This window comes from Acinetobacter sp. WCHAc060006, assembly GCF_004209135.1.
GTDB classification, from domain to species: domain Bacteria; phylum Pseudomonadota; class Gammaproteobacteria; order Pseudomonadales; family Moraxellaceae; genus Acinetobacter; species Acinetobacter cumulans.
On the sequence record NZ_SGSS01000003.1, the window covers coordinates 40,730 to 67,327 of the forward strand.

Annotated in this window: 22 protein-coding genes; 2 read left to right on the forward strand and 20 right to left on the reverse strand. The window is 37.2% G+C overall.

Annotated features, from left to right (window positions below):
* Position 1: 1 nt before the first annotated feature.
* Positions 2 to 766: a DUF268 domain-containing protein gene (locus tag EXE29_RS02875; RefSeq protein WP_120363908.1), complete on the reverse strand. Its 765-nt coding sequence runs from the start codon at positions 764 to 766 to the stop codon at positions 2 to 4.
* 90 nt (positions 767 to 856) lie between these two features.
* Between EXE29_RS02875 and EXE29_RS02880 the strand changes: the two genes are divergently transcribed.
* Together EXE29_RS02880 and EXE29_RS02885 are read left to right on the forward strand one after the other, a co-directional pair.
* Positions 857 to 1,705 carry an alpha-1,2-fucosyltransferase gene (locus tag EXE29_RS02880; protein WP_120363907.1) on the forward strand — a complete coding sequence of 283 codons (849 nt, stop codon included), beginning with the start codon at positions 857 to 859 and terminating at the stop codon, positions 1,703 to 1,705.
* Complete coding sequence (locus tag EXE29_RS02885) at positions 1,706 to 2,554, forward strand: glycosyltransferase family 2 protein (protein WP_120363906.1); 849 nt, start codon at positions 1,706 to 1,708, stop codon at positions 2,552 to 2,554.
* Here the strand turns inward: EXE29_RS02885 and EXE29_RS02890 are convergent.
* The 19 genes from EXE29_RS02890 to EXE29_RS02980 all read right to left on the reverse strand — a co-directional run bounded on the left by EXE29_RS02890 (position 2,543) and on the right by EXE29_RS02980 (position 26,540).
* Positions 2,543 to 3,829: a glycosyltransferase family 4 protein gene (locus tag EXE29_RS02890; RefSeq protein WP_120363905.1), complete on the reverse strand. Its 1,287-nt coding sequence runs from the start codon at positions 3,827 to 3,829 to the stop codon at positions 2,543 to 2,545. The two genes, EXE29_RS02885 and EXE29_RS02890, sit on opposite strands and share 12 nt — an antisense overlap.
* A gap of 1 nt (position 3,830) precedes the next feature.
* Entirely contained in the window at positions 3,831 to 5,540 is a 1,710-nt protein-coding gene (locus EXE29_RS02895; RefSeq protein WP_120363904.1) for an ABC transporter ATP-binding protein, read from the reverse strand.
* A 5-nt stretch (positions 5,541 to 5,545) separates the two neighbouring features.
* Positions 5,546 to 6,427 (reverse strand): glycosyltransferase family 2 protein, encoded by an 882-nt coding sequence (locus EXE29_RS02900; RefSeq protein ID WP_120363903.1) that lies wholly within the window; start codon positions 6,425 to 6,427, stop codon positions 5,546 to 5,548.
* Complete coding sequence (locus EXE29_RS02905) at positions 6,396 to 8,339, reverse strand: TenA family protein (RefSeq protein WP_120363902.1); 1,944 nt, start codon at positions 8,337 to 8,339, stop codon at positions 6,396 to 6,398. The genes EXE29_RS02900 and EXE29_RS02905 overlap by 32 nt, the downstream gene beginning before the upstream one ends.
* 63 nt (positions 8,340 to 8,402) lie before the next feature.
* The gene (locus EXE29_RS02910) at positions 8,403 to 8,828 is read right to left on the reverse strand and encodes a pilin (protein WP_120363901.1); all 426 of its coding nucleotides are present in this window, start codon (positions 8,826 to 8,828) and stop codon (positions 8,403 to 8,405) included.
* A 202-nt stretch (positions 8,829 to 9,030) separates the two neighbouring features.
* Positions 9,031 to 9,588, reverse strand: a complete 558-nt coding sequence (locus tag EXE29_RS02915; RefSeq protein WP_120363900.1) for a TPM domain-containing protein — start codon at positions 9,586 to 9,588, stop codon at positions 9,031 to 9,033.
* The gene (locus EXE29_RS02920; RefSeq protein WP_410159305.1) at positions 9,582 to 10,667 is read right to left on the reverse strand and encodes a TPM domain-containing protein; all 1,086 of its coding nucleotides are present in this window, start codon (positions 10,665 to 10,667) and stop codon (positions 9,582 to 9,584) included. Before EXE29_RS02920 ends, EXE29_RS02915 begins: the two co-directional genes overlap by 7 nt.
* Before the next feature lie 25 nt (positions 10,668 to 10,692).
* Positions 10,693 to 11,283 carry a LemA family protein gene (locus EXE29_RS02925; protein ID WP_106983937.1) on the reverse strand — a complete coding sequence of 197 codons (591 nt, stop codon included), beginning with the start codon at positions 11,281 to 11,283 and terminating at the stop codon, positions 10,693 to 10,695.
* Positions 11,284 to 11,421: 138 nt separating this feature from the next.
* The gene (locus EXE29_RS02930) at positions 11,422 to 12,306 is read right to left on the reverse strand and encodes a metal-dependent hydrolase (protein ID WP_120363930.1); all 885 of its coding nucleotides are present in this window, start codon (positions 12,304 to 12,306) and stop codon (positions 11,422 to 11,424) included.
* Between the two features lie 221 nt (positions 12,307 to 12,527).
* Positions 12,528 to 13,949 (reverse strand): glutamate synthase small subunit GltD family protein, encoded by a 1,422-nt coding sequence (locus EXE29_RS02935; protein WP_117006899.1) that lies wholly within the window; start codon positions 13,947 to 13,949, stop codon positions 12,528 to 12,530.
* 74 nt (positions 13,950 to 14,023) lie between these two features.
* On the reverse strand, positions 14,024 to 18,499 hold the full coding sequence (gene gltB, locus EXE29_RS02940; RefSeq protein ID WP_106983935.1) for a glutamate synthase large subunit: 4,476 nt from the start codon (positions 18,497 to 18,499) through the stop codon (positions 14,024 to 14,026).
* Positions 18,500 to 18,943: 444 nt separating this feature from the next.
* The gene (locus EXE29_RS02945) at positions 18,944 to 19,804 is read right to left on the reverse strand and encodes a hypothetical protein (protein WP_117006900.1); all 861 of its coding nucleotides are present in this window, start codon (positions 19,802 to 19,804) and stop codon (positions 18,944 to 18,946) included.
* 14 nt (positions 19,805 to 19,818) lie between these two features.
* Positions 19,819 to 20,898, reverse strand: a complete 1,080-nt coding sequence (gene aroB, locus EXE29_RS02950; RefSeq protein ID WP_120363898.1) for a 3-dehydroquinate synthase — start codon at positions 20,896 to 20,898, stop codon at positions 19,819 to 19,821.
* Positions 20,899 to 20,911: 13 nt separating this feature from the next.
* Complete coding sequence (gene aroK, locus EXE29_RS02955; RefSeq protein ID WP_106983932.1) at positions 20,912 to 21,463, reverse strand: shikimate kinase AroK; 552 nt, start codon at positions 21,461 to 21,463, stop codon at positions 20,912 to 20,914.
* A gap of 36 nt (positions 21,464 to 21,499) precedes the next feature.
* Positions 21,500 to 23,590 carry a type IV pilus secretin PilQ gene (locus EXE29_RS02960; protein WP_106983931.1) on the reverse strand — a complete coding sequence of 697 codons (2,091 nt, stop codon included), beginning with the start codon at positions 23,588 to 23,590 and terminating at the stop codon, positions 21,500 to 21,502.
* Positions 23,591 to 23,606: 16 nt separating this feature from the next.
* Complete coding sequence (locus EXE29_RS02965; RefSeq protein WP_106983930.1) at positions 23,607 to 24,134, reverse strand: pilus assembly protein PilP; 528 nt, start codon at positions 24,132 to 24,134, stop codon at positions 23,607 to 23,609.
* The gene (locus EXE29_RS02970) at positions 24,134 to 24,832 is read right to left on the reverse strand and encodes a type IV pilus inner membrane component PilO (RefSeq protein ID WP_106983929.1); all 699 of its coding nucleotides are present in this window, start codon (positions 24,830 to 24,832) and stop codon (positions 24,134 to 24,136) included. The genes EXE29_RS02965 and EXE29_RS02970 overlap by 1 nt, the downstream gene beginning before the upstream one ends.
* On the reverse strand, positions 24,829 to 25,482 hold the full coding sequence (locus tag EXE29_RS02975) for a PilN domain-containing protein (protein ID WP_120363897.1): 654 nt from the start codon (positions 25,480 to 25,482) through the stop codon (positions 24,829 to 24,831). The genes EXE29_RS02970 and EXE29_RS02975 overlap by 4 nt, the downstream gene beginning before the upstream one ends.
* On the reverse strand, positions 25,482 to 26,540 hold the full coding sequence (locus EXE29_RS02980) for a pilus assembly protein PilM (protein WP_106983927.1): 1,059 nt from the start codon (positions 26,538 to 26,540) through the stop codon (positions 25,482 to 25,484). Before EXE29_RS02980 ends, EXE29_RS02975 begins: the two co-directional genes overlap by 1 nt.
* Between the last annotated feature and the right edge of the window lie 58 nt (positions 26,541 to 26,598).

The following is a 26,598-nucleotide window of genomic DNA, read 5'->3' on the forward strand; positions in this document are numbered from 1 at the left end:
ATTATTTTTTCCTTAATATAAAAATACCGCAGCCCGACGTACATTCATAGTTACTATCAATTTTATTTTCTAATAAATTTACATTTTCCCAAAAATCACCATTATCATCGATATATGAAAATTCTACTAGTTCAAAATCTACTAAAAGTAAATCTATCAAATATCTTAAATTAAAAAACCTACCAGCATTAAATTCTATTCTTTGCTCACCAATTTGTGTTGAAAAATATAAAAATCCTCCGAATACTAATTTCTTTTTAATATTTTCAAGTGCCTTCAGATGCCCGTCTATATCTAAAGCATCTCCATAACGACCTAAACCAAAATGTTCTATCGCATGCAAGCATGAAATTGAATCATATTGCATTGACGACTGAGGCTTCATCAGATCTGATTGTATAAAATTAATACTACTAATCTGTGTTCTTAAAGGCCGAATGTCCATAACATCTATTTTACGAAATATTGATACATGCGCAACAAAACCATCTATTCTTGATGCTATATCCAAATGATTAGTTGGATTTTTTTCATAAATTTTTTTCGCTACATAAATATCCTGATAAAAATATTGACCTTTAGCTACACCACACTCTTCCGCTTTATCATGTAGCACTGGAAATATTTTGAATCTCCATTTTTTTTCTAATTTATTATTTTGCTTTAAAATTTTTAAGAAGTCTTTAAAAAACCACCCCCAACCAAATAGAGCGCTTTTAAATTTTAACCAATTACCGCCAAAAATGAAAAATACTCGATGAAGCATAATTTTGCACTCTTTGTAAGCGTTTTTAAGATTGTTAAAGTCTAAAAAACTCAGTAAAATAAGTAAAGCTTTTCACATACTCACAACTATATGTTTTTTGAAAAATCTTTTATTATTATTAAACTTAAGGGTGGATTAGGCAATCAAATATTTCAGTTTGCAACAGCATTAAACCATGCACTGGATAACGAATGTGAGTTAATAATAGATATAAGTCACTTAAACCATGATGCTCTTAGAGAGTATGAACTTGTTAATTTAAATTTGAAATATAAAATTTTAAAAAATAATTTGCATAGAAAATTTTTTATTTTTTTTATATCTCTTTTAAACTTTAGAAAACCTACTTTTTTCACGGAGAAGGAAAACTTCAATTTTTATCAGCTTCCATACAATGATAAAAGTATTTTAATCCTAGATGGCTATTTTCAAAATTTTAAATACTTCGAAAAGAATAAACAAAATTTAATTGATATTTTTAATATAGATTACCCTAATGATTTAAATTTAATTAATATAAGAAACACCAATTCTGTTGCTCTTCATGTTAGAAGAGGTGATTACATTAATAATCAAAAAACCAATAATATTCATGGTTCATGCAGCATTGAATATTACAATAGTGCTATAAAAAAATTCAATGATAAATCTTATACTTTTTTTATTTTTTCTGATGATATTAATTGGGTAAAAGATAATATAAAAATTACTAATGAACATTATTTTGTTAGTGATACTAATCTATCAGATTTTCAAGAATTTGTACTCATGAAAAATTGTAAGCATTTCATAATTTCAAATAGCACTTTTAGTTGGTGGGCTGCATGGCTATCTAACACTCCCCAAAAGACTGTAATTTGTCCAAAAAACTGGTTTAAAGATCCAACCCTAAATAATTTATCAAAAAAAAATATCATAAACAATTGGATTAAAATATAAATGCCAAAAGTTTCATTTCTAATGTCTGTTTACAACTCAGCTGATACTATCGAGTACTCCATAAAATCTTTATTAAACCAAAATCACAAAGATTTTGATTTAATAATTATTAACGATCAATCCACAGATAATACATTGGATATTATAAGCAATATTAATGACCATAGAATAAAGTTACACAATAATCCAGAAAAAGGTTTAGTTAATGCACTAAATTATGGCCTAAATCTATGTGATTGTAAATATATTGCCAGAATGGATGCTGATGATTATTCTTTTCCAAATAGAATAATCACACAAGAGCGAGCATTAGAGCATAATCAAAATTTAGTTGGTTGTGGTAGTAATATTATTTATTTTGGGAAATTAAACTCCATTTCTAACTTTGAATTAACAGCAAAGAAAATTAAAAAAAATTTAATTTTCAACAACCCCATTGCCCATCCAACCACATTCATAAGAAAATCAGTTATAGATGAAAACAATATAAGATATAAAAATGAATACCTATATGCAGAAGATTATAAATTTTGGTGTGATTTATTAAATATAGGTGATTTCATTAATCTAAAGGAAACACTATTAAAATACAGAGTACATGAAAAGCAAATTTCAACCAAGTACAGAAAACAACAAATTAAAACACATACTAGAATCGTACAAGAAAATTTATCTTATCATGGCATAAATCTAACAACTGATGAAATTGATTATATATTATTTAGTAACAACTCATGTAATTCATTAAAAATTCTGAATACTCTTTTTAAATTAGCCATCAATCGAATGCTAACCCTAGAAACATCAAGAATACTCATCAAATCATTAAGGTCTAATTCAACCTATTAAATAATCAATTTCTTTATTAAAATTAATTTTTGAAAATTTTTTAATATTATAATAACCTTTTAATGATAATTTACTGCAAAGTAAATTATTCCGCCACAGTGTATTAATCCCATTATATATATCTACCATACTCAGTGGATTATCGATTAATAACGCACTTCCATTCGTTACTTCAGGTAAAGAAGTATTATTAGATGTTAGAACAGGTGCACCACACATTTGTGCCTCAATGACAGGTATACCAAAGCCTTCACCCAATGTTGGAAATAGGAATGCTCTACAACATCTTAACAGACACAATTTCTCTAAGTCTGTAACATATCCTGTAAGGTAGATATTTTTGCTCTTTTCTGGTTGTTCATAAGAAGATAAATAATTATGAATTCGATGCTCATTAAAGTACTTTTGATCCGCTTTACCAGACAATAGCAATGGCCTATTCAAATCTCCACCTGTGGCCAAATGATAAGCTTCAACCATCCTATGAATATTCTTACCTGCATTCAAAGCACCAACATAATACATATAAGATTTACGCTCGACTCCATATTTTTTTAAAACTTGGTCTTGTAAATAAATATCCTCACTTAGCTTAAGTAATACATCATCAACAGGTACTGGCTGATAAATTACACTTGTACGCTCTGCTAAATGCGGAAAAAACTCTAAAAACTCATTTCGAGTATGATGGGAAACAGTCAAAATTTTATCTGCAAAGTTGGCAGCAGAAATTCGCCTATACATATATCGCTCCCACTTTGAACGATCCTTTAGGTGCATAACATCATGTACCACTTGCACGACTTTATGTTTATTTGACTTGATTGTCATTGGTGAACTACAAAAGATAATGTCATTTTCACCAAAACCATCTAATGCAATATTTGTCATTCCAATACAATTTGGAAAAAGCACAGAATAATGTGATGAATTATAAAATAATGGAGAGTTCACATAACCTTTTAATTTTGAAAGATACTCAAATCCATCCACATTAGAACTTTTGCTTGTACATATTTCAAAATTATTCCTATTTCCTAATAGAAATTTTATATATGCATTCAATTCTTCAAACTTATTATCAACATAATGATCTGCATCGACCAATGATTGAATAATTTCACTTGGCTCTCTTGCTTGAGTTAATAAGTAATTTTCATACCCTAAATGACATGTTGCATCCATCATAGACTTCGTAAATTGATAAATACCTCTCTGATAACTACTCCTAAACTCATAACTACAATAAAGAATTTTGCGCAATTTTTTATCCATATTAAAGCACTATTTTTTTATCAACATATGCAAGCGTATTAAGCCGATGAGCAATAATAACCATTGTAATTTGACCATTTAACTTTGCAATAGATTGTGTAATAAGACGTTCAGTTTCATCATCTAATGCACTTGTAGCCTCATCCATAAATAAAACTTGTGGTTTTTTATACAGTGCTCGGGCAATACCAACTCTTTGTCTTTGACCACCTGAAAGTTTTATTCCCCTCTCACCAATTATTTCATTATAACCCTGAGGTAAGTCATTGTTTATAAACTCATGAATTTGTGCTTGTTGAGCTACCAATATTACTTGATCCATATTAATTTCATCAATAGGAATTCCAAATGCAATATTTTCAGCAATCGACTTATCTGCTAAATAAATAGACTGTGGTACATAACCAACAATATCTCTCCATTCATGACAACTTTCTAATTCAATTTCAACATCATCTATTCGTATTTTCCCTTGCTGAGGTTTTAGCAGTCCCAGCATGATATCCATTAGAGTACTTTTTCCACTGCCACTCTTACCTACAATACCTATACTTGTATTTTTTTCTATTTCCATACTGAAGTTTTTAATAATTTTACGATCATTGTTATAGCTGAACGTTATATTTTCTAATTTTATTGTTTTAGAGAAGTTTAATGTCTGATCTGAATTTAAGTTATGAATAATCTTCTCTTTATAGCCAATCTTAAACTCTGGATATAAAACATTCAGCACTTGCTGTGAAAACTTTAATTGAGCTAAAGAGCGGTAAATACTTTGTGCAGCAGGAAGCATTCTGTATGCAGCAAATCCATATAAACCTAATACTGGTAATATTTCAGATACATCTTTATCTGAAAGTACTAAAATAATGGCTAAGCCAATTAAGCAGCCATAGCCTACTGTTTCAATAATATTTAATGGAATTTGACTAAGTGTTTCTCTAGTCGCAATATGTCTTGCAAAAATTCGTGATGACTTTTCAAATTCCTCTATATATCCATCTTTTGCATTATTAATAATAACATCTTTAATACCGCTTAATGCTTCTTGGCAGATTTGAAACCTATTTTGATTGGCTTCAGTAAACTCAATGCCAATTTGTGCTAATTTTTTTCTTACAATAAAATAGATGATCGAATAAAAAACAAACAATACACTTGCCGTACTAATTGCCATCACAGGATCATATACTAGAAGAATTCCAATCATACTCACTAACACTATGCCATACGACAGCATGGATAGTGTAGGCAATATCATTGTCCAAATAAGCTGATCTACTTCTGATAATATGTTTTTAGCTAAATTCGAACTATTTCTTTCAATAAAAAATTTATAGTCTTGCTGCAGATATATTTTCAATAATTTTGTAGAGAAATAATGTCTTTGTAAGCTTGCAAAGCGATTGACTGCATATTGGGTAATAACTTTAAAAAAAGTAGAAAAAATAACTATCCCCAATGAGATTAAGCCTAAAACAACTATAGTTTTTTTAGTATCGTTAAAGTCTAAATATTCATTAAATAATTTTAATGTGGGATTACTATTTACAATATTAGGATCAGAAAGCACTGCTAGAAAAGGCATAATAGACATTACACCCAGTGACTCTATAAATGCCATACCCACGATCAAAAAAAGCACATATATTACTTTTCTTTTATCCAGCTTAGAAAGAATATTCCAGAGTTGTATTAAACTTTTCAACACAATGATTATTTCTCTTTGTACATCAATGCAGTAATCTGTTCAGAAATCAAGCCCATTAAAAAAATCATCACACTACCGGTATAAAGTAAAGCACTCATATTGGTAAAACGATGATATTCATAGAGTGTGTATCCATACCAAGCTGTCGCCATCATAAAGAGCATAACTGCTATAGGAATAAACATTTTTAAAGGAGAAAATAAAGTTGCAATTTTAAAAATAATGATAAAAAAGCGCATCCCATCCTTTAGAGGTTGAATATGACTTTTCCCTATACGCTTTGCAGCATGAATTGGAATGTAAGTTACAGAATACCCCGCTCTAAAGAATGCCATTGTACTCGTAGTTGGATAAGAAAAACCATTCGGCAAAAGATATAAGAATTCTCTAAATTTCTCTGCTCTAACCGCACGAAAGCCAGAAGTTAAATCTTCCACTTTGTGCTCAGTCATATATGTTGCAATATTATTATAAAGATGATTTGCAATACCACGCCCTATACTGGCTTGCGAACCTTTTTGTCGAGCACCCACAACAAGATCATAACCTTGTTCAATTTTTTCAATTAATTTTTTAATATCATTTGGATCGTGTTGGCCATCGGCATCCATAAATACAATAATATCGCCCGTTGCATTACGTGCACCTGTTTTAATGGCTGCACCATTCCCTTTCGAGTATGGATGTGAAATTACTTTAGCACCGGCTTGTTCAGCAATATTTTTTGTATTATCAGTAGACCCATCATTAATTACAATTAATTCATCAATGATACCTAGTTGGAGAATTTTTTTTACTGTTTCTCCAATTGCACCAGATTCATTCTTTGCAGGTAGTACAATGCTAATTTTCAATTTATTTTCCCAATAGTTCAGCTTGTTCAACATTTCTATTTTCTATAGCTATTTCTTTATACCAACTATTTTTAACGTCTAAATTTCGTGCAATTCCAATATGTTTTTTTGCTAAAAAATACTTACCTTGCAATCTATAAATTTGCGCCATCAACAAATTTCCATTAATATCATTTCTATAATGTATAGCATCTAGCATAAACTCCTCTGCTTTTTCATAATCCATTGCTACTGATACAAAATATTGTGCCAGTATTTTATAAATTTCAGATTGAAATTCAGGTGTAATATTGGGATTATTTAATCCCGCACTAATAATTAATACTGCTTGATCATGTGGCAATTTACAAAAATGCTGTATTTGACACTGTGTAAAAGCACTTAAGAAGCCAATATTACTATTATAAAAAGGATGATTTGTTAAATTATATATTAATTGTTGAATGACATCGTCAGAAATAGGCTTATCCAAATAAGATGCTAGGTGCAATTGTGCAAACCATGAACCATTAGCAGGCTTATAGCTTTCATGCGCTTGAATTAAATATTTTTCAGCTTGATCGGCATAATAGACTTTTCTTTCCGGTTCTTTTTCCATAAGTTTTAAATAAATTCGAGCCATTTGATAATTTGCTCGATCTGAACTAGGGTGCATTGCCACTTCAAATGCCGCATGATCAACTAAATTTGACCAAATAACTGCACGCTGCCACGTTGTAAAAGCCAAATTCAAAATATAGATAGTACAAACAATATAAATTAAAGGCCTTACCCTATTAAACTTAAATTCAGACAAACCATAAACAACTGCAATAATAAAACCTATACTTGCAAAATAATTGCGATGTTCATGAATCAACTCTAAACTAATAAATGTTGATTCCATTAGATGGCTTATAATAAACCAACCCCATGCAAATAAAATTATGGAATTTTTCTTATATAAAATAAGGCTAAATATACTAATGAATAGTAAACCTAAAATTGAAAATAATGTTGTTATTGGTGTTGTTATATTTTTAGATACTTCAAAATCATCGTGATAAAGACTTAAATCTGAGAGCAATGGAAAAAAAATCATTTTCAAGTAATAAAATAGTACTCTAGATTCACTTAATAATCTTTCTGCTATATTAAAATCTCTATTTCCAGGGTTTAAGTTTATAACATAAGGCCAAGCGATATAGATCAAGCCCAAAAGTACAACAAAAACCCCACTCCACAAAATATAATTTAAGCCAATTTTTCCTATTTTTATGCATTCATGACGGGTATTTCTTGCTTTAAAAATGCAAAGCTCGACCCAATAAATCAATCCGACAAAAAGCAAACCAGACTCTTTACTAAAAACTGAACAACATAATGCCAATAAAATACCGCAAATTGATAATACTGAGCTTGAGAAATTTAGGCTTTTACTTCTCCAGTGACAATAGATTAACAATGCCAATAACCCAAAAAATGTCGAAAGGCTCGTCATTCTTTGTACAATATACAGCACACTGGTTAAATTTAAAGGATGAATCAACCAAATAAAACTTACGATCAAGGCGAGATATTGATTTTTTTTTATATTTTGTTCTTTTAGAAAAATCCAAAAAAATAATTTTAATGATATAAAATAAATTAAAATACCATTCAATAAATGAATGATTAAATTTGTTAATTTAAAATAATAAGGGTTAAAAGCTGTTAAATAATAATTCAATGCAAAAGACAGCATACTGATCGGGCGCCCCAAAGGCCCTGCATCACCAGACCAAAAAGCCGCTTTAAGGCTCATATAATCTAAAGATGTAATTGCTATTTTCTGATTTTCAACAATATTTGCAATATCATCAAAAACATAATCACCTGATAATCCAGGTGCATAAATTAAAAATGTAAAAATTAAAATTGAAAACAAAACAAAAAGAGGCTTTGTTTTTTGAGTGATTTGCTTCAAAAACTTCCCCAGCACTTAAAAATAAAAAACACCCTATAAATAGGGTGTTTTTTAACATTCAAATTAGTTACGGCAATTTGAAGGCAAGAATTTTTGATCTACACCATTTGTTGTAGGAGCAGAACATTTCCATGTAATACCGCCACCAGAAGGTGTACCTTTAAGATTTAACTGTTTACCCGGTTCAACTTTTGTTCCATATGTAATTGTAATTAAGCTACCTGTTACTTCTACAGAGTTTACAGCATTTCCTTTAATACTTGCTGCTGGCGCAAGACCAACTGATGTGTTACCTGTAGGGAATTTACCATTTGAAGAATAGAATTCTGCAATACCTGTTTTAGCACCACCCGCAAGGCTTAGACCTTCAGAAACGTGTGAACGCTTCGTATAGTTTTGATAAGCAGGAATCGCAATCGCAGCAAGAATACCGATAATTGCAACAACGATCATTAATTCAATAAGGGTAAAACCTTTTTGAGCATTCATAACATTCTCCACAAATGTATAATTTAATTATTAAGCCTTTAAAGCTAATTTATTTTTAGCACTAAGTGTGCCAAGAATGATTATAATAAAAAAACTCAAAAAAACAGCATTTTAAAAAAATATTTATTTTTTTGTGAAAACTTTGTCTCTTTTTGTGTTTAAAAGTGACAATTAATGTCACTATCTTACTCATATTTCATGCCTACAAGATCACTGGCAAATCCGAAATTTCGTTTTTTTCGACTACTTGCACTTCCTCATAAAATTTTCCAAGCACTTCCCCAATTTCCACAACGCCATTCACCACAGAATCGCGATAATTCCCTTGCTTTAAAGCTTTCAACATGGATTCACAAATATCTTGCCAAACTTTTTGTTCGGTTAAGTTTTTAATGCCTCGATCAATCACAATCTCTACACTACGTTCACATAAATTTAGATATAACAATACACCACTATTATGCTCAGTATCCCATACGCCTAATTCTGCAAATAATTGCTGTGCCCGTGCATAGGTATTTTGTGAATAGGCTTGATGTGCAGGAATATGCCCCTCAATAACCACTTGTATTTCACCCACATGCCCCTGCTCTGCACGCGTCACAGCTTGCGCAATCGCATGCTGATCTTGTTGATCAAAATAGCGTTTTGTCGCAGGTAAAAAGCAAAAATGCTTTAGCCAACGTTTGAAGCTTGGCTGGTGCAAATCTTGAATTTTAGGTTGCGTTAAAATTTTTGTTGTTTCAGATGTTGTTACCATGAGCCTGAAGCACCTCCTCCACCAAAACCACCTCCGCCTCCACGGTAACCTCCACCGCCAAAGCCCCCACCAGAGCCACCGCCACCTCGTCCACCACCTGAGAGGAAGGCTTGAAAGATCACTTGTGCCAAAGCCGTAATTAATAAAAAGAAAATACCACCACCAATAAGCAAGCTAGTAATTAAACCTGCACCATTCACTAGCCCCGCAACCGTACCTGCGACAGCTGCTGTTGCTGCACTCAATCGATTACCTACAATATACGAGCCAATAATGCCTGCAATTAAAATAAACAAAGCAGTCATCATGGTTTTTTCTTTGGCTTGTTGCTCATGTAAAGCCTGCTCCTGTTGCTCTTTTAAAGCTTGAGCGGCTTGAGCGGCCACTTCTGGATCCATATTCAGGACTTTTTCAATCTCATTTAATCCTGCTTGAATCCCTTGAGCATACTGATTTTGCTTGAAATAGGGTGTGATGTTATTCCGAATAATTCGACTCAATACCACATCAGGTAACACACCTTCTAATCCATAACCCGACAATATTTGTATGCGATGATCATTCACTGCAATCGCCATTAACAGACCATTGTCTTGTTTGGCTGTTCCAAGCTTCCACTGATCTGCAACTCGCATGGCATAAGAGAAAATGTCTTCTTGCCCCGTGGTCGGTACAATAATAATACCAACCTGTGCTTTGGCAGTTTTATGTAGCTGTAGGACTTTCTGGCTAATGGCCTGATTTTCCGCTGCACTTAATAAGCCTGCTTGATCCACAATCGGTGTGTTTAGTGTGGGTAAAGCTCGCTCACTTTGGCCTTCTGCCATATCATTGGCAATATTAGGTGCAGGCTGCGTTACTGCGTCAGCTGATGCCGTTGCTGTTGGTTGACTCGTCTTTGTCGCCGATTGTTGCTCTTTTATGATCTTTGAGGCCACGGCGATTTCATTCACAGCCTCATCTTGAGCAACAGCAGTCTCACTCCAGGTATGACTACTCAGACTCAATAGACTTAAGCACAGAGCGAAATACAACCCCAAGTAAGCTTTAGAGTTGTGCAAACGTTTAGACATCAGCATTCCTTACAGGCTTTAGCGCAACAATTTAATCAAAAGTCACTTTAGGTGCAGATTGAGCACTTTGCTCAGCACTAAAGTTTGGTTTTGTTTTCATTCCAATCACTTTTGCAGTCATTGCTTGAGGAAATTGGCGAACATAGCCGTTATAGTCCTGAACAGTTGAAATATAACGATTACGCGCAACTGCAATACGGTTTTCTGTACCTTCTAATTGCACTTGTAGATCTTTAAATTGTTCATTGGCTTTTAAATCTGGATAATTTTCTGAAACTGCAATCAAACGTGATAACGCACTGGTCATTTGCGATTGTGCTTCTTGATATTTTTTAAATAGTTCAGGATTTTCAAGTACTTCTTTATCTACTTTTAAACCGGCAACATTTGAACGAGCCTGCGTCACTTCAGTCAGTACTTGTTCTTCATGTTTTGCATAACCCTTCACAACATTGACCAAGTTAGGCACTAAATCTGCACGACGTTGATATTGGTTTTGTACCTCAGACCACGATGCATTGACTGCCTCATCCTTCACTTGCAAAGTGTTATAGCCACAGCCTGTTAAGCTTAAACTACCTGCCAAAGCCAGCGCCAACATACTATTTTTTATTAAATTCATCCCAATTAACCTCGAGTATTTATTTGTATTTGTTTAAATAAATTTATTCTAGCGCTATTTTCTTTTGGTTTTGTTGCATTTCTTTAACAAAGTGAAAACACATAAAAAAAGCCCAATTCTTGGGCCTTTCATCATCATTCAACTATATCGTATAAGCGTCTGCTCCGTTTGAAAGCTTTCCACATGGTATTCATCTGCAAGTTGCTGTTTCCAATACTGCACAATGTCCGTGTAATCAATTTCAGAAGGATGAAAGTTCTGTTTGTAATAAGATAAATATTCTGGAATTAACTGTATAAACATTTTACCCAGCAAATACGTGCCAAAAATATTACCGCCTACTTTGGGCAAACTCTTTTTACGGTCTTGCATAAACAGCTTAGTGGCAGAATAAAAAGTTAAACTGGCAAAACCTGTAGTCACACTACGCATAATCATACGGCGGATCTTGTCATCGCCATAAACATGCTGATAGACATCAAATGCCACTGAGCGGTGTTCAATCTCTTCTATCGCATGCCAAACCCAGAGCTTTACAGCATCTGAATCTAAAGTACTTAACACCTCTGGATGACGCAGAATATAGCCCCCCAATAACGCGGTAAAATGCTCAAAGGCACAGGTAATTGCTAATTGAATTTTAGGATGTAAGTTTTTCACATAGCTATCTTTACGCGCTAACCATGCTTGAAAACGATCTAAGTTATAATCGTCTGAACGCCAAGCATCATTAAATTCGGCATGCGCCTTAGAATGCATCGCCTCCTGACCAATAAATGCAGCGATTTGCGCCTGCAATTTTTTATCCGTCACCTGATTTCGCACATTACGTACACTATGTACAAAAAACTGTTCACCAATTGGAAATGTTGAAGACAGTGCGGTCAATAAATGTGACATCACAGGTGAATTGGCAAAATAGTGCCGGCGAATAGCCTTAGGATTAAACTGTAGTTTACGTGCAGTAATACCAATGGCTTTTGGACGATTTTGATATGATTTTTGTGTCGTCACTACAGTCATTTTGAACATCTCTAATTTAGAATTCAAGAATCCAGTATGAGCATCATAAAGCCATGCACACATGGCAAAAAAGCTTAGCCCATTTGCAAAATTGTTCAATTTTCAGTCTTGTTTTACAATCTGAAGATGGATTTATCCGAATAGACCACATACGTATCATTTTAGGCAGTCAGCCCAATAAAAAACCCGCCGAGGCGGGTTTTAAAACGATATAGGCTCAATTAAACATCAAGGTAATCTAAGATGCCTTCCGCAGCCTGACGACCTTCTGCAATTGCAGTAACTACCAAGTCAGAACCACGAACCATATCGCCACCAGCGAAGATTTTTGGATTTGACGTTTGGAATTTAAATTCTTGCTGTTCTGCTGCCACTACACGACCAGAACCATCCAAATTAATGTTCACACCTGCAAACCAATCTGCCGGAGAAGTACGGAAACCAAAGGCAAGAAGTACCGCATCAGCAGGAAGAACTTCTTCAGAACCTGGAATTGGTTCAGGACTACGACGACCACGGCTATCTGGCTCACCCAACTGAGTCGTTACAACTTTAACGCCTGTCACTTTGCCATTTTCACCGACGATTTCGATCGGTTGACGGTTGAATTTAAATTCAACGCCTTCTTCTTTCGCGTTTTTCACTTCACGACGCGAACCTGGCATGTTTTCTTCGTCACGACGATATGCACATGTTACAGACTCAGCACCTTGACGAATAGAAGTACGGTTACAGTCCATCGCAGTGTCACCACCACCCAGTACAATGACCTTTTTACCTTCTACACTAATATATTCAGATGGGTCTTTTTCCCAGCCTTGAGTACGATTGACATTGGCGATCAAGAAATCCAGCGCATCAACAACGCCGTCTAAATCTTCACCTGCAAAACCACCTTTCATGTAGGTGTATGTTCCCATACCCATAAACACAGCATCGTAGTCTGCAAGTAGCTGATCAATGGTCACGTCTGTACCAATTTCAGTATTTAAACGGAATTCAACGCCCATGCCTGTGAAAATTTCACGGCGACGTTTCATCACATCTTTTTCCATTTTAAATTCTGGAATACCAAAAGTCAGTAAACCACCAATTTCAGGACGCTTATCAAATACAACGGGTTTTACGCCATTACGTACCAAAATATCTGCACAACCTAAACCTGCAGGACCTGCACCAATAATCGCAACTTTTTTGTCCGTCCATGTCACAGATGACATATCTGGACGCCAGCCCAAAGCAAATGCGGTGTCATTGATATACTTTTCAGCATTACCAATAGTCACAGCACCAAAACCATCATTCAGTGTACATGCACCTTCACATAAACGGTCTTGTGGACATACTCGACCACAAACTTCAGGCAAAGTATTGGTTTGATGGCACAGTTCAGCCGCTTGGAAAATACGACCTTCTGCAATCAACTTCAACCAGTTTGGAATGTAGTTATGTACTGGACATTTCCATTCACAGTAAGGGTTACCACAACCTAAACAGCGATGTGTTTGATTGGCAGCCACTTCCGCAGTGAACGGTTTATAAATTTCCACAAACTCTGCTTTGCGGACATCAATATCTTTTTTCTCTGGATCTTGGCGTGGTACATCCAGGAATTGAAAGTCATTATTTAGGCGCTCTGCCATGTCTCTCTCCGTGGGTAGATGCAGACTGATTCCAAGTCAGCACTGCATCTGCCTATATCTCTGCAGTAGTGGAATTATTGTGGATCAGCTTGAGTTGTTTTTAGCAAAGTCTGCAAGTTTGCAGCTTTTGGTTTCACAAGCCAGAATTTACGGCTATAGAAGTCAAACTCATGGCGGATCTTATACGCCCAAGCACTACCTGTTTCTTTAATGTGTTGATCTAAGATACGAAGTAAGAATTCTTGATGCTCTTCCATCGCTTCTGTAGAAATACGGTTCAACTCAATCAGTTCGTGGTTGTAATGATCAACGAAGTCATTATCCAAATCAAGTACATAAGCAAAACCACCTGTCATACCAGCACCGAAGTTATGACCTACTTTACCCAGTACAGTCACAATACCGCCAGTCATGTATTCACAGCAATGGTCGCCTGCACCTTCAATCACCGCAAATGCGCCTGAGTTTCGTACCGCAAAACGCTCACCCGCAGTACCTGCAGCAAAGAGTTTACCGCCAGTCGCACCGTACAAACATGTGTTACCAATAATTGCCGTATTTTGCGTTTGGAATGGTGAACCTTTTGGTGGGAAAATTGAGATACGACCACCCGCCATACCTTTACCCACGTAGTCATTTGCATCACCCTCAAGGCTAATATGCAAACCACCCGCGTTCCACACACCTAAAGACTGACCCGCAGTACCTGTTAAATTCACTTTAACTGGGTGTGCTTCCATACTCAAGTTACCATAGCGTTTTGCAATTTCACCCGAGATACGTGCGCCAATTGAACGGTCGCAGTTACCAATCGTGAAGCTATATTCACCCGTTGTACCCGCTTCAATCGCTGGAAGCATTTCTGCCACCATTTTCTCTGCAAGCAAGCCTTTGTCAAATGGCGCATTGCCTTCAACTTGACAGTACTGTGCTTTACCTTCAGCTGCTGGGTGTGATTCAAGTAATTTGCTTAAATCTAGATGTGCATGCTTTTCAGTTTCGCCAGGTAATGCTTCTAATAAATCTGTACGACCGATCAAGTCTTTTAGACTTGCCACACCTAATGCTGCCAACCATTCACGCGTTTCTTCTGCAATAAAGTGGAAGAAATTGATCAACATTTCAGGTTCACCAATATAGTGTTCCTGACGTAAATGATCTTGCTGTGTTGCAACACCCGTTGCACAGTTATTTAAGTGACAAATACGTAGGTATTTACAACCCAAAGCGATCATTGGTGTAGAACCAAAACCGAAGCTTTCAGCACCTAGAATAGCTGCTTTAACCACGTCTAAACCTGTTTTTAAACCACCATCGGTTTGAACACGGACTTTACCACGTAGGTCATTCACACGAAGTGCTTGATGCGCCTCGCTTAGACCAAGCTCCCAAGGAGAGCCTGCGTGGTGAATTGAAGAAAGTGGAGAAGCCGCTGTACCACCGTCATAACCAGAAATGGTAATGAAATCGGCATACGCTTTTGCTACACCGGCCGCAATCGTACCAACACCCGGCTCAGAAACAAGCTTAACTGACACCATCGCCTGTGGGTTAACTTGTTTTAAGTCAAAGATTAACTGTGATAAATCTTCAATTGAGTAAATGTCGTGATGCGGCGGAGGCGAAATCAGCGTTACACCCGGTACAGAGTAACGTAAACGTGCAATTAAGCCGTTCACTTTACCACCCGGCAACTGACCACCTTCACCTGGTTTTGCACCTTGAGCCACTTTAATTTGAAGCACTTCTGCAGAAGTTAAATACGCAGGAGTAACACCAAAACGGCCTGATGCAATTTGTTTGATTTTCGAGTTACGGATTGTGCCATAACGCGCTGGATCTTCACCGCCCTCACCTGAGTTAGAACGGCCACCGATCGTATTCATCGCAATTGCAATCGCTTCATGTGCTTCAGGTGATAAAGCACCCAAAGACATCCCTGCTGAATCGAAGCGAGGTAAAATAGCTTCTACTGATTCAACTTGATCCAATGCAATTGAATTGTCAGTTTTGAGTTTGAATAAATCACGAATCGTTGCGATTGGACGGTGATTCACTAACTCAGCATATTCTTTAAAGTCTGCATAGTTGCCCGAACGTACTGCTTTGTGTAAAGCATTAATCACGTCTGGGTTAAATGCATGGTATTCCTTGTCAAAGACAAACTTCAACATACCGCCTTGATCGATTGGCTTACGTGATTTCCACGCTAAATCTGCCAATTTTTTCAAATCATTTTCAAGGTCTACAAATGTTGCACCTTTAATACGACTTGGTACACCCGTAAAGCACTTCGCAACCACTTCATCCGACAAACCAACGGCTTCAAATAGTTGACCACCACGGTAAGACGCAACGGTTGAAATACCCATTTTAGAAAGTACTTTGAGTAAGCCTTTCTCAATGCCTTTACGGAAGTTTGCTTGTGCATGAATTGGGTCACCCAATAACTCGCCTTTCGCGATCAAATCATTAATCACGTCATAAGCTAAGTATGGATAAATTGCTGTCGCACCAAAACCTAAGATCACGGCAAATTGGTGAGCATCACGTGCCAAAGCTGTTTCAACAATAATGTTAGCATCTGTACGTAGACCAGCATTAATCAAGTGATGATGCACTGCGCCTGTTGCCATCAAAGCATTGGCTGGCAAGAAGCCTTGACGGATTTTACGATCCGTTAAAACCAACAAAGTTTTGCCTGCGCGAATCGCCGTCGCTGCTTCTTCACAGATACGTGCAATTGCAGCTTCTAAACCTTCTTCTACAGCATAGTTCAAATCAATATCTGCAATTTCATAGCCAGTACGACCAATCGTACGGATTTGATGCATTTTTGAATTAGATAGAACTGGGCTTGAAATAATCAAGCGATCTGCATGTTCTGGGCTTTGTTCAAATACGTTTTGCTCGCGTCCTAAACATGTTTCAAGCGACATCACAATTGATTCACGTAATGGATCAATTGGTGGATTGGTTACTTGTGCGAACTGTTGACGGAAATAATCAGAGACGTGACGAACTTGACGAGACAATACTGCCATTGGCGTATCATCACCCATTGAACCTACTGCTTCTTGACCGCTTTCTGCGATTGGACGAAGCAATTGATCACGTTCTTCAAAAGTCACCAAGAACATTTTTTGTGCCGCTTTTAGGTCATCGCCTTTTAAGCCTTGCTCACATAAATATTCTTCAAGCTCTGGGCTACCCTGAATACGAACTGAGTTTTCACGTAACCATTGACGGTATGGGCGCATGCGTTTGAGGTGATTGCTCACATCTTTGGTATCGAGCATTTTGCCCGTATGCGTATCAATCACTAAGATTTGACCCGGACCTACACGACCTTTAGAGATCACATCTTCTGGTTCATAACCCCATACACCAATTTCAGATGCAAGCGTGATGTAACCATTTTTAGTAATCACCCAACGCGCTGGACGCAAACCATTACGATCAAGCATACAAATCGCATGACGACCATCTTGAATTACCAAGCCTGCTGGACCATCCCATGCTTCCATGTGCTTCGAGTTAAACTCATAGAACGCACGTAAATCTGCATCTAAAGTTTCAACGTTTTGCCAAGCAGGTGGAACGAGCATACGCAGTGCACGGAACAAGTCCATACCACCACCGACTAGGAGCTCAAGCATGTTATCCATACTTGATGAATCCGAACCTGTACGGTTCACAATTGGATTCAACTCTGTAATGCCCGGCAAGAGCGGGTTTTCAAATTTAGGCGTACGCGCCATTGCCCAGTTACGGTTTGCCGTAATGGTATTGATTTCACCATTATGTGCCAAATAACGGAATGGCTGTGCCAAAGGCCAACGCGGTAAAGTGTTGGTTGAGAAACGTTGGTGGAAAACCACAATATGAGAGGCTAAGCGTTCATCAGCTAAGTCTGTATAGAAGTCTGCAATATATGCAGGCATCATCAAACCTTTATAGCTGATCACAGTTGAACACAAAGTTGTTACATAGAAATACGGATCTGCAGTTAACGCTTCTTCAGCGCGACGACGCGCCATTAATAACTTACGGTTAAATTCAACCTCAGTTACACCCATTGGGCAGTTCACAATAATTTGTTCAAAGCCAGGCAATGACTGCATAGCAATTGAACCTAAAGCGTCATTATTTGTTGGAATAACACGCCAACCTAAAACTTTACAGCCTTCAGATTCAATTTCTTTGGTTAATACTTGTTTTGAGTGCGCAGCAAGGGCTGGATCTAAATTTAGAAAAACCGTTCCGACAGCAAAGACTTCACTTAAAGTGATATCACTAATTTTTTTCGCTTCTTCACGAAAAAATTGCTTTGGCATGGCCAAAAGCAAACCACAGCCGTCACCCGTTTTACCATCGGCAGCAATACCGCCACGGTGGGTCATACAGCTTAGGCTATGAATAGCGGTCTTAACGAGATCATGGCTTGCATCACCCTGCATATGGGCAATTAAACCGAAACCACAGTTATCTTTAAACTCATCCGGTTGGTATAAACCTTGAGCGGGAGCTACAGTATTAGGCGATGGCATGTGCATAGCGTACCCTTCTTTTCTACACTGCTCTTTCGAGCCAATAACAAAATCTAATTTTTTCTTCGCGATTTAGTCTTAATCTACTCACATAAATTGTTTTGCTGAGCAAATTTATTTCTTCTTCACATGCTTAAGATATACCGAAAATCATAATCTTGCATGTAAATTGAGACATATTTTGCAGAACCATCAGTTCTCATCAGCCCGACCGCTTCGCACTCTCATCGAATCATTTTCGCGCCAAAATAGGGAGATATATTCAATTGATGCACCAATAAAGCAAGTTTCATGCCACATTAAAGAAACCTACAAGCAAGTATCTAGGAGTTAAGGATTTTATATTCAATATTGTTATTTGATGTTTTATTTTTAATCAAAATTGCACCAATAAGGCGCACTTTTAAAATAAGATGACAACTTAGTGCGCCATTTTAGCCCGAACTAATTAAATGGGTCACTCACCTCATGTTCCGCACTATTTGTTGGCGTTGTTTTAGGGCGACTTGGCTCTACACTACTCTGAGATTTCTGCACATTGACCACATTACCCGATGCATCTCGTCGAGTTACTGTGGTACTCGTGGTAACATTTTTCGTTGAATCCACTTGTGTTTCTGACTGCTGGGCTTGTGCTTTTATTCGTGCTGCCGCCAACTGTGCCTCATCAACCTGTGGCAGAGGTGCAGTTTTTAATTTAACTGAATAAACCTTACTGTTATTTTTTAATTCTTCTGTACCTAAATCATTCACCAACGGCTGATATTGATCAATCGCAATAACTACTGGCTTTACAGAAGCAGGTAACCCTATTTTCATATCTGCAATAGCCTGATTTGCTTCACTATTACTACGATACACACCATACAATAAAACATATTGCTCTGGGTGATCCTCACCAGAAAGTCTCAAATAGATGAAAGGCTTACGATCACTTTGCTTTTTCAAGAAGCTTTTTACAATTTCTTCATTTGAGCTACGAAAAATCTCGACTGCCACATCATTTTTATGTTCAGCGATGAATTTTGTACCACGAAACTCAGCTTCATGCTGTGCAGTCACCACCACACGTGTAGTCATATCTAAAGGTTTCACCTCATCATATAACGCACCAAGATGGTTCATTGCAGCAACTTTTTCAGGCTGAATTTGTAATTCAACTTCTGTTTCGGGCTGTTTATCCACCTCTATTAATTCTTTGGTGTCTGTAACCGCCCAGAACACGAGCGCGCCAAACAGGCAAGCCCCTCCAAATACGAGCCAAACGTATTGCTGGATAGGAAATTTTGCCTTTTGAAGCGCCATGATGAACCTTTTACTTATCTTTGATTTGCCAGAATGGCTTGTTTCATTAATTCCACATCAAATTCTTTCGTGATGACAGCTTTACCGAGTTGCTTCATTAGCACCAAACGCAACTGACCATTCAACACTTTTTTATCATGCGACATATATGACAAGAATTGATCTAATGGAATTTTAGGGCAAACTACAGGTAAATTGGCACGTAAAATGATATTTTTTGTACGTTGTACATCATCTGCACTAAGCCAACCCATACGATGCGACAAGTCAGCAGCCATAATCATACCTACAGCAACAGCTTCGCCATGTAACCACTCACCATAACCTAAGTATGATTCAATTGCATGACCAAAGGTATGACCTAGATTTAACAAAGCACGCTCACCTTGTTCCTTTTCATCATTGGCCACAATTCGCGCTTTATGTGCACATGAGCGATATACCGCTTCTGCTAGCAAGTGAGCATCACGCTGCACTAAGCCATCCATATTTTGTTCTAGCCAAACTAAGAAACCTGAATCACCAAGTAACGCATATTTAATAACTTCAGACAAACCTGCTGATAACTCACGATCGGGTAATGTATCCAATTGAGACATATCTGCCAACACAACCTGAGGTTGTTGGAATGCACCAATCATGTTTTTACCCAAAGGATGGTTAATGCCTGTTTTACCACCAACACTTGAATCTACCTGTGACAATAAAGTAGTAGGTACTTGAATAAAGTACACACCACGCTGGAAACATGCCGATGCAAATCCAGCCATGTCTCCAATCACACCACCACCCAAAGCAAGTACAGTACAATCTCGATTGAAGCCAGCCTGAAGTAAGGCATCAAAAATAAGATTCAAATGCTCACTATTTTTATATTTCTCACCGTCTGGCAAGATACATGTCGCAACTGTTTTACCCAAGGCTTGGATTGATTGCTGATAGTGCTCTAAATACAGTGGTGCGACTGTCTCATTGGATACAATCATCACTTGCTGCCCATGAATATAAGGTGCTAACAAGCTTTGTGGATTTAAATCACTACCAATAAATATAGGATAACGGCGTTCGCCAAGTTCAACATATAAGGTTTGCATGAATATCGCCGATCTAGGACTGACTAAGTACAGGAGTGGAAACGATTAAGTTCAAGATTTTATGCGCTAAATCACGCGCTGCACCTTGATTCGTTTCAATAATATGATGTGCAACTTCACGATAGAGTGGGTCACGTATCGCAAGTAAATCTTTCAACTTCTGTTCAGGATTTTCAACTTGCAATAAAGGGCGATTTTTATCGCGAAAGGTGCGCTGCAATTGAATTTCAACTGGCGTATAGAGATAAACCACAATACCACGATGCTTGAGAAATTCGCGGTTAGGGGCTTGAGTGACTGCACCACCACCTGTGGCTAAAACCAAATGTTCTCGAGCCGTTAACTCATCGATAACAATAGTTTCACGACTACGAAAACCCGCTTCCCCTTCTTTTTCAAAAATCCAGGGAATGGTAGCACCTGTTTTACGCTCAATTTCATGATCACTATCAAGAAATTCACGCCCTAACAATTCTGCCAGATGCCGTCCAACGGTTGTTTTGCCTGCCCCCATAGGCCCTACCAAATATATATTTGGTAGGGATTCAAACTCTTTGCTTGGCAAGGAGTCACCTTTTGATTTTGTTAATTTCAAAATATATTAATGATTTCTTGAAACACTGTCATTAACAATTCGTGGCGTAACAAAAATTAGCAACTCAGTTTGCGCATTTGTCTTCACATTGTTTTTAAACAACACTCCAACAAATGGTAAATCACCTAGGAATGGAACTTTTTGATACTGATTACGTTTGATATCATCAAAAATACCACCCAATACAATCGTCTCACCATCACCAACTAGAACATTGGTTTCAAGTTTGTTTGTATTGATTAGATAACCAGCCGAAGTCAGTTCACCAATGGTATCTTTTTCAATTTTGAGATCCATTTGTACTTTGCCATCAGGCGTAATACTCGGCGTGACTTCTAACTTTAGGTTAGCATCAACGAAGCTAGTTGTCGTACCACCCTCAGCACTCCACGATTGATATGGAATTTGATCACCACGTAAAATTGATGCCTTCTGCTTATCCCCAGTCATCACTTTTGGTGCTGATAAAACCTCACCATGACCATCAGACTGTAGCGCAGTTAATTGTAAATCCAACATAAAATCAGAAATCTTTAACAAACCAAAATTAAAGGTTCCCGCTGTCCCAGTCGCCAAGTCCACACCTAGATCAAACTTAGGCGAATAATCTCCACCCCAAACGTTTGAACCGTTTGCACCAGCACTTAAGCTTGGATTATTACGTTGCAAGCCCCAACTCACACCCAACTCACGTGAAAATTCTGTTTGAGCTGTAACTATTCGCGCCTCAACCATGACCTGCTTCACTTCAACATCAAGTAAATCGACCATCTTACGGATTTTATCAATATTTTGAGCTGTATCATTGACAATTAAAGTGTTAGTTCGCGCATCCACTGAGATTGAACCACGTGAACTAAGTAATGCATCAGAAGCATTATTACCACTATTTGTACCACCCGTATTGTTGGTCTTACTTTGTGTAATTAACTTTTCAATATCAGCAACTTTGGCATAGCTTAGCTTTAAGTATTCTGTTTGAATTGGTGCAAGTTTTATACTCTGCTCAATGGCTTTTGCTTCATCTTCTTCTGCTTTAATCAACTCTGAAACAGGTGCAATCCAAATGACATTACCATTTCTACGCTTATCTAAATTCTTAGTTTTTAGTACAATATCTAATGCTTGATCCCAAGGAACATCTTTTAAACGTAATGTAATATTGCCATTTACAGAATCCGCAGCAACCATATTGATATCTGTAAAATCTGCAAGTAACTGTAATACACGACGTACTTCAATATCTTGGAAATCTAAAGAGATCTTTTTGCCCGTATAGTGATTTGAAGCTTTTGCACGCGCTGGGTTTTTATCTTCAGGACGCTTTAAGCTAATGGTTAGTCGATTATCTGTCTGATAAGCCATGTATTCATAACTACCACTCGATGAAATCGTAATCAACCCACTACCACGATCATTTTGTGCATCTACCGTAGCAACAGGTGTCGCAAAATCATTCACATTCAAACGACGTGCCAAATGTGCTGGTACTTTATTCCCTAAAGTACGTACAACAATTTTGCTACCTTGTTGTTGTACATCAACAGGGGTATTGCTTCCTAACAAATCAATAACAACTAAGCCTTCGCCAGCTGAACCACGTTTAAACCCAATATCAGAAATGCCTTGTGCCTGCTTTTGCGCCGCTACAGGTGTAGGTGCCAATGCATTTGCCGCATTAATTTTTAGAATGAACGTATTCCCTTCAACACGTGTTGTAAATGCGCCTGCATCAGCTAAATTGACGGTTAAACGAGCGCGCTGCGCATCTGAACTAATATCAACAGAATTTGCTTCACTGGTCGCAACTGGGATCGAGCTTTGTTTAAGATTTTGCTGTGCTTTATCAAAATCTAAAACTAAACGTGATGGCTGTTCCAACTGATAAGCTTGAGGTTGTGGTGGCAAACCATTGAACATGACACGAATTTCAGTACCCTGTCCTGGAATTTGCATTGGCACCACATTCGTCACTGCAACACCCGCACTTGCGGCTTGCATGACAGCCATTGCTACAGCACCCATAGAAAACTGACGAAACATACGGTTCATTGTATTGCCATCCCCAAAAATAAAATCTTGCATACTATTTTTCATTTTTATTCCTTTAAGCTTAAGGTGCTGGTCCAATTAAAATAAGACTTCTCGGACGTTCCACATATCCTTCTCGCCCATCTGGAATAACCTCAATCAAGTCAATCTGTGTCGGCGTGATATTAACAATACGCCCCTGATTAAGCCCCATATAATTACCACGTTGAACACGCTCAATTTGCCCATCAGGAGTTTGAATCAATGCGATAATACCACCCGCTTGATTACGCAAACTTCCCTTCATATTTAAAGTTTCTAAAGCATAACTTTCTAAAGGCTGTTGCTGACGATTAAAGTTTGGATAAACACGTTTACCCGCCATAATTTTCAGCTCTGCTGCCAATGAACTTGGCAAGAAAGGGCTCTTTAGTTGATGTGCAGCATAAACAAAGGTTTCTGTCGAAGTAAAATCTGGTGCTGGCTCAATTGGCAAAGGTGGTTGATTACGAATATTTGCCATTTCTTGATTAACTGCATCAATACGACTATCACATCCAACTAAAACAAAGCCAATGAGTGAAAATAAGGCAATTTTATTCATTTTCATTATTGTGCTCCTTCCGTGGATGCATTATCACTATTACCTACATAACGATAAGTTTTGGCCTGAAGAGTATAATTTATGCTTGGAATTTCAGATTTTTTCTGAGGATTTTCAGAAGAGCTAATCGTAAAATCATGCAAAGTGACAATACGAGATAATCCTGCAATTCCACTTACAAAACTACCAAAGGCGTGATAATCACCAGTTGCTTCCATCGAAATCGGCTGTTCAATAAAGAACTCTTGCTTTACTTCCGGTTCAAGTCGAATATTCTTAAACTTCAACCCCGAATTCACACCTGTTACGTTGATATCTTCAACCAAACCTGGAATTTCAGTTTCTTTCGGCAATTGATCCAATTGCTGATTAAAACGCGCCTCCATATCCTGCAATTGAGTTTGATATTGTTGTAAATTACGCAACTTAGATTCTTTTTCACGGAATTCATTTAATAAGTTTTGTTCTTGTGCATTTGCATTTGCGATTGATTCAATTTTGCCTTTGATCATGACAAAATAAGCTAAAGCTAATACCAGCAGTACAATAAAAATCCAACAAGTAATTTTGACCGATAAGGGCCAACTACCATAGTTATTTGGATCCAAAGTATTGAATTGTTGTAAGAATTTATCCAGCGTCATTTTTTTCTTTGCGGGCGCAACAGATGCTTGATTTAATTCATCAAATTCTTCACGACTCATTTCGCCACCTCCGCTGTAGATGCTGCTGAATCAGCTCCTGTAGCACTTCCTTCTGCATTTGCTACGGGTTGTGGGATCGTATCTAGATCTGCAGTGACCACAAAATTACCATAACTTTCTTCAACACGAGGAACCACGGATTTTGGGGCTTGATCTTTATTTACTTCAACAGCCAAGAACGAATTCATGAAAGCATTTCGATACCAAGGTGAAGCTTCCAAATTACGCAAAAATTCTGCAACAGCGTTTGGACTTTCCGCCTTACCTTCAAAAGTAAACTTATCTCCAGATCGAGTAAACCTTGTAATATAAACATTACTCGGTACCACACGAACCAATTCATCTATCAGATGTACTGCGATTGGACGTTGGCTTTGTAAACCTTGAATAAGCTTCATGCGTTCAATAATTGCATTACGTTGTTCTTGTAAACCATCGAGTGACTTTAACTGCACATCTAAATTTTGGTTAGTACTCACAATCAACTGATTGGCTTGCTCTTGATCTTGTAATTTCTGATCGTAGTAGAACCAAACCGCAGCTGCTGCAATAACCCCTAGAAAAAATGCCCCAATGCAAATCGCAATAAATTCTTTTTTTCGTTTCTCTCTTAGCTCATCGCGCCAAGGGAGTAAGTTAATTTTTGCCATTAATCAAAACTCCTCAATGCTAAGCCACATGCCACCAATAATGATGAAGCATCATTTTCAATTTTTTTAATATCAATTTGAGGTGAAAAACCCATTTGTAAGAATGGATTGGCAATCGTGACTCGATATCCCAGCTTTTGTTGTAACAATTTTGCAAGACCAGGAATATTGGCATTTCCCCCAGCCAATAAAATATGATCAATTTCATTGAACTGTGAAGATGAAAAGAAGAATTGTAATGAACGTGCAGCTTGTTGCACTACGGCCTCTAGAAAAGGCTCTAATACTTCAACATCATAATCGTCTGGTAAAGCACGCGTTTTTTTCGCACGCCCAGCTTCTTCAAAAGAAAGACCATAACGGTTCTGAATTTCTTGGGTAAGTTGTTTACCACCAAATACCTGTTCACGACTGTAGATAACTTTATTGTTTTGCATTACATATAAGGTCGTCATGCTATGACCAATATCTAAAATCCCAACCGTTTTTACACCCATCGGTAGCGTATCTGAAAAAACCTTAAAGGCATTTTCTAATGCAAAACTTTCGACATCCGCAATTTTAGGTGTTAAACCCGCCATTTCTAAAACTTCAGAACGCCCTTCGATATTTTCAATCAGCGTTGCAACCAATAAAACATTAACGCGATTTGGATTAGATAAAACGTCAGGGAGAACTTCAAAATCTAGACTTGCTTCATCCAGCGGGAATGGAATGTATTGTTCAGCATCCATACGAATTTGTACTTCACGCTCATCACTTGTCATATCCGCATCCATCTCAATGACCTTTGTGATCACCATAGATGTTGGAATTGCAAATGCTGCATTTGAAGATTGCGTATTGGCTAAATTAATTGCGCGCTCAAGAGAATCCCCAACCGCTTCAGGGTTTAAGATATTTTTTTCAACAACACTGCCTTCTTGCAGTGGTACCAAAGCATAGCTTTCGACCCAATGCCTGCCGCCTTTTACAGAAAGTTCCAGAACCTTAACAGAAGTTGAACTAATATCTACTCCTATTAACCCCTTATTTGGCTTACGATATAACCTGAGCACAATATCATTCCTATTATTTTTTTATCCCCAAAAAAGTAACTAACTAACTATAATCGGC

Excerpts from the sequence above, each read along its gene's own strand:
- EXE29_RS02875 (WP_120363908.1), bottom strand. The coding sequence starts at position 766 with ATGCTTCATCGAGTATTTTTCATTTTTGGCGGTAATTGGTTAAAATTT.
- EXE29_RS02935 (WP_117006899.1), bottom strand. The coding sequence starts at position 13,949 with ATGGCAGAGCGCCTAAATAATGACTTTCAATTCCTGGATGTACCACGC.
- EXE29_RS02965 (WP_106983930.1), bottom strand. The coding sequence starts at position 24,134 with ATGAAAATGAATAAAATTGCCTTATTTTCACTCATTGGCTTTGTTTTA.
- EXE29_RS02975 (WP_120363897.1), bottom strand. The coding sequence starts at position 25,482 with ATGGCAAAAATTAACTTACTCCCTTGGCGCGATGAGCTAAGAGAGAAA.
- EXE29_RS02945 (WP_117006900.1), bottom strand. The coding sequence starts at position 19,804 with ATGGCGCTTCAAAAGGCAAAATTTCCTATCCAGCAATACGTTTGGCTC.
- EXE29_RS02890 (WP_120363905.1), bottom strand. The coding sequence starts at position 3,829 with ATGGATAAAAAATTGCGCAAAATTCTTTATTGTAGTTATGAGTTTAGG.
- EXE29_RS02910 (WP_120363901.1), bottom strand. The coding sequence starts at position 8,828 with ATGAATGCTCAAAAAGGTTTTACCCTTATTGAATTAATGATCGTTGTT.
- EXE29_RS02915 (WP_120363900.1), bottom strand. The coding sequence starts at position 9,588 with ATGGTAACAACATCTGAAACAACAAAAATTTTAACGCAACCTAAAATT.
- gltB (WP_106983935.1), bottom strand. The coding sequence starts at position 18,499 with ATGCCATCGCCTAATACTGTAGCTCCCGCTCAAGGTTTATACCAACCG.
- EXE29_RS02900 (WP_120363903.1), bottom strand. The coding sequence starts at position 6,427 with ATGTTGAACAAGCTGAACTATTGGGAAAATAAATTGAAAATTAGCATT.
- EXE29_RS02920 (WP_410159305.1), bottom strand. The coding sequence starts at position 10,667 with ATGCTGATGTCTAAACGTTTGCACAACTCTAAAGCTTACTTGGGGTTG.
- EXE29_RS02880 (WP_120363907.1), top strand. The coding sequence starts at position 857 with ATGTTTTTTGAAAAATCTTTTATTATTATTAAACTTAAGGGTGGATTA.
- EXE29_RS02925 (WP_106983937.1), bottom strand. The coding sequence starts at position 11,283 with ATGAATTTAATAAAAAATAGTATGTTGGCGCTGGCTTTGGCAGGTAGT.
- EXE29_RS02885 (WP_120363906.1), top strand. The coding sequence starts at position 1,706 with ATGCCAAAAGTTTCATTTCTAATGTCTGTTTACAACTCAGCTGATACT.
- EXE29_RS02930 (WP_120363930.1), bottom strand. The coding sequence starts at position 12,306 with ATGACTGTAGTGACGACACAAAAATCATATCAAAATCGTCCAAAAGCC.
- EXE29_RS02970 (WP_106983929.1), bottom strand. The coding sequence starts at position 24,832 with ATGAGTCGTGAAGAATTTGATGAATTAAATCAAGCATCTGTTGCGCCC.
- EXE29_RS02960 (WP_106983931.1), bottom strand. The coding sequence starts at position 23,590 with ATGAAAAATAGTATGCAAGATTTTATTTTTGGGGATGGCAATACAATG.
- aroB (WP_120363898.1), bottom strand. The coding sequence starts at position 20,898 with ATGCAAACCTTATATGTTGAACTTGGCGAACGCCGTTATCCTATATTT.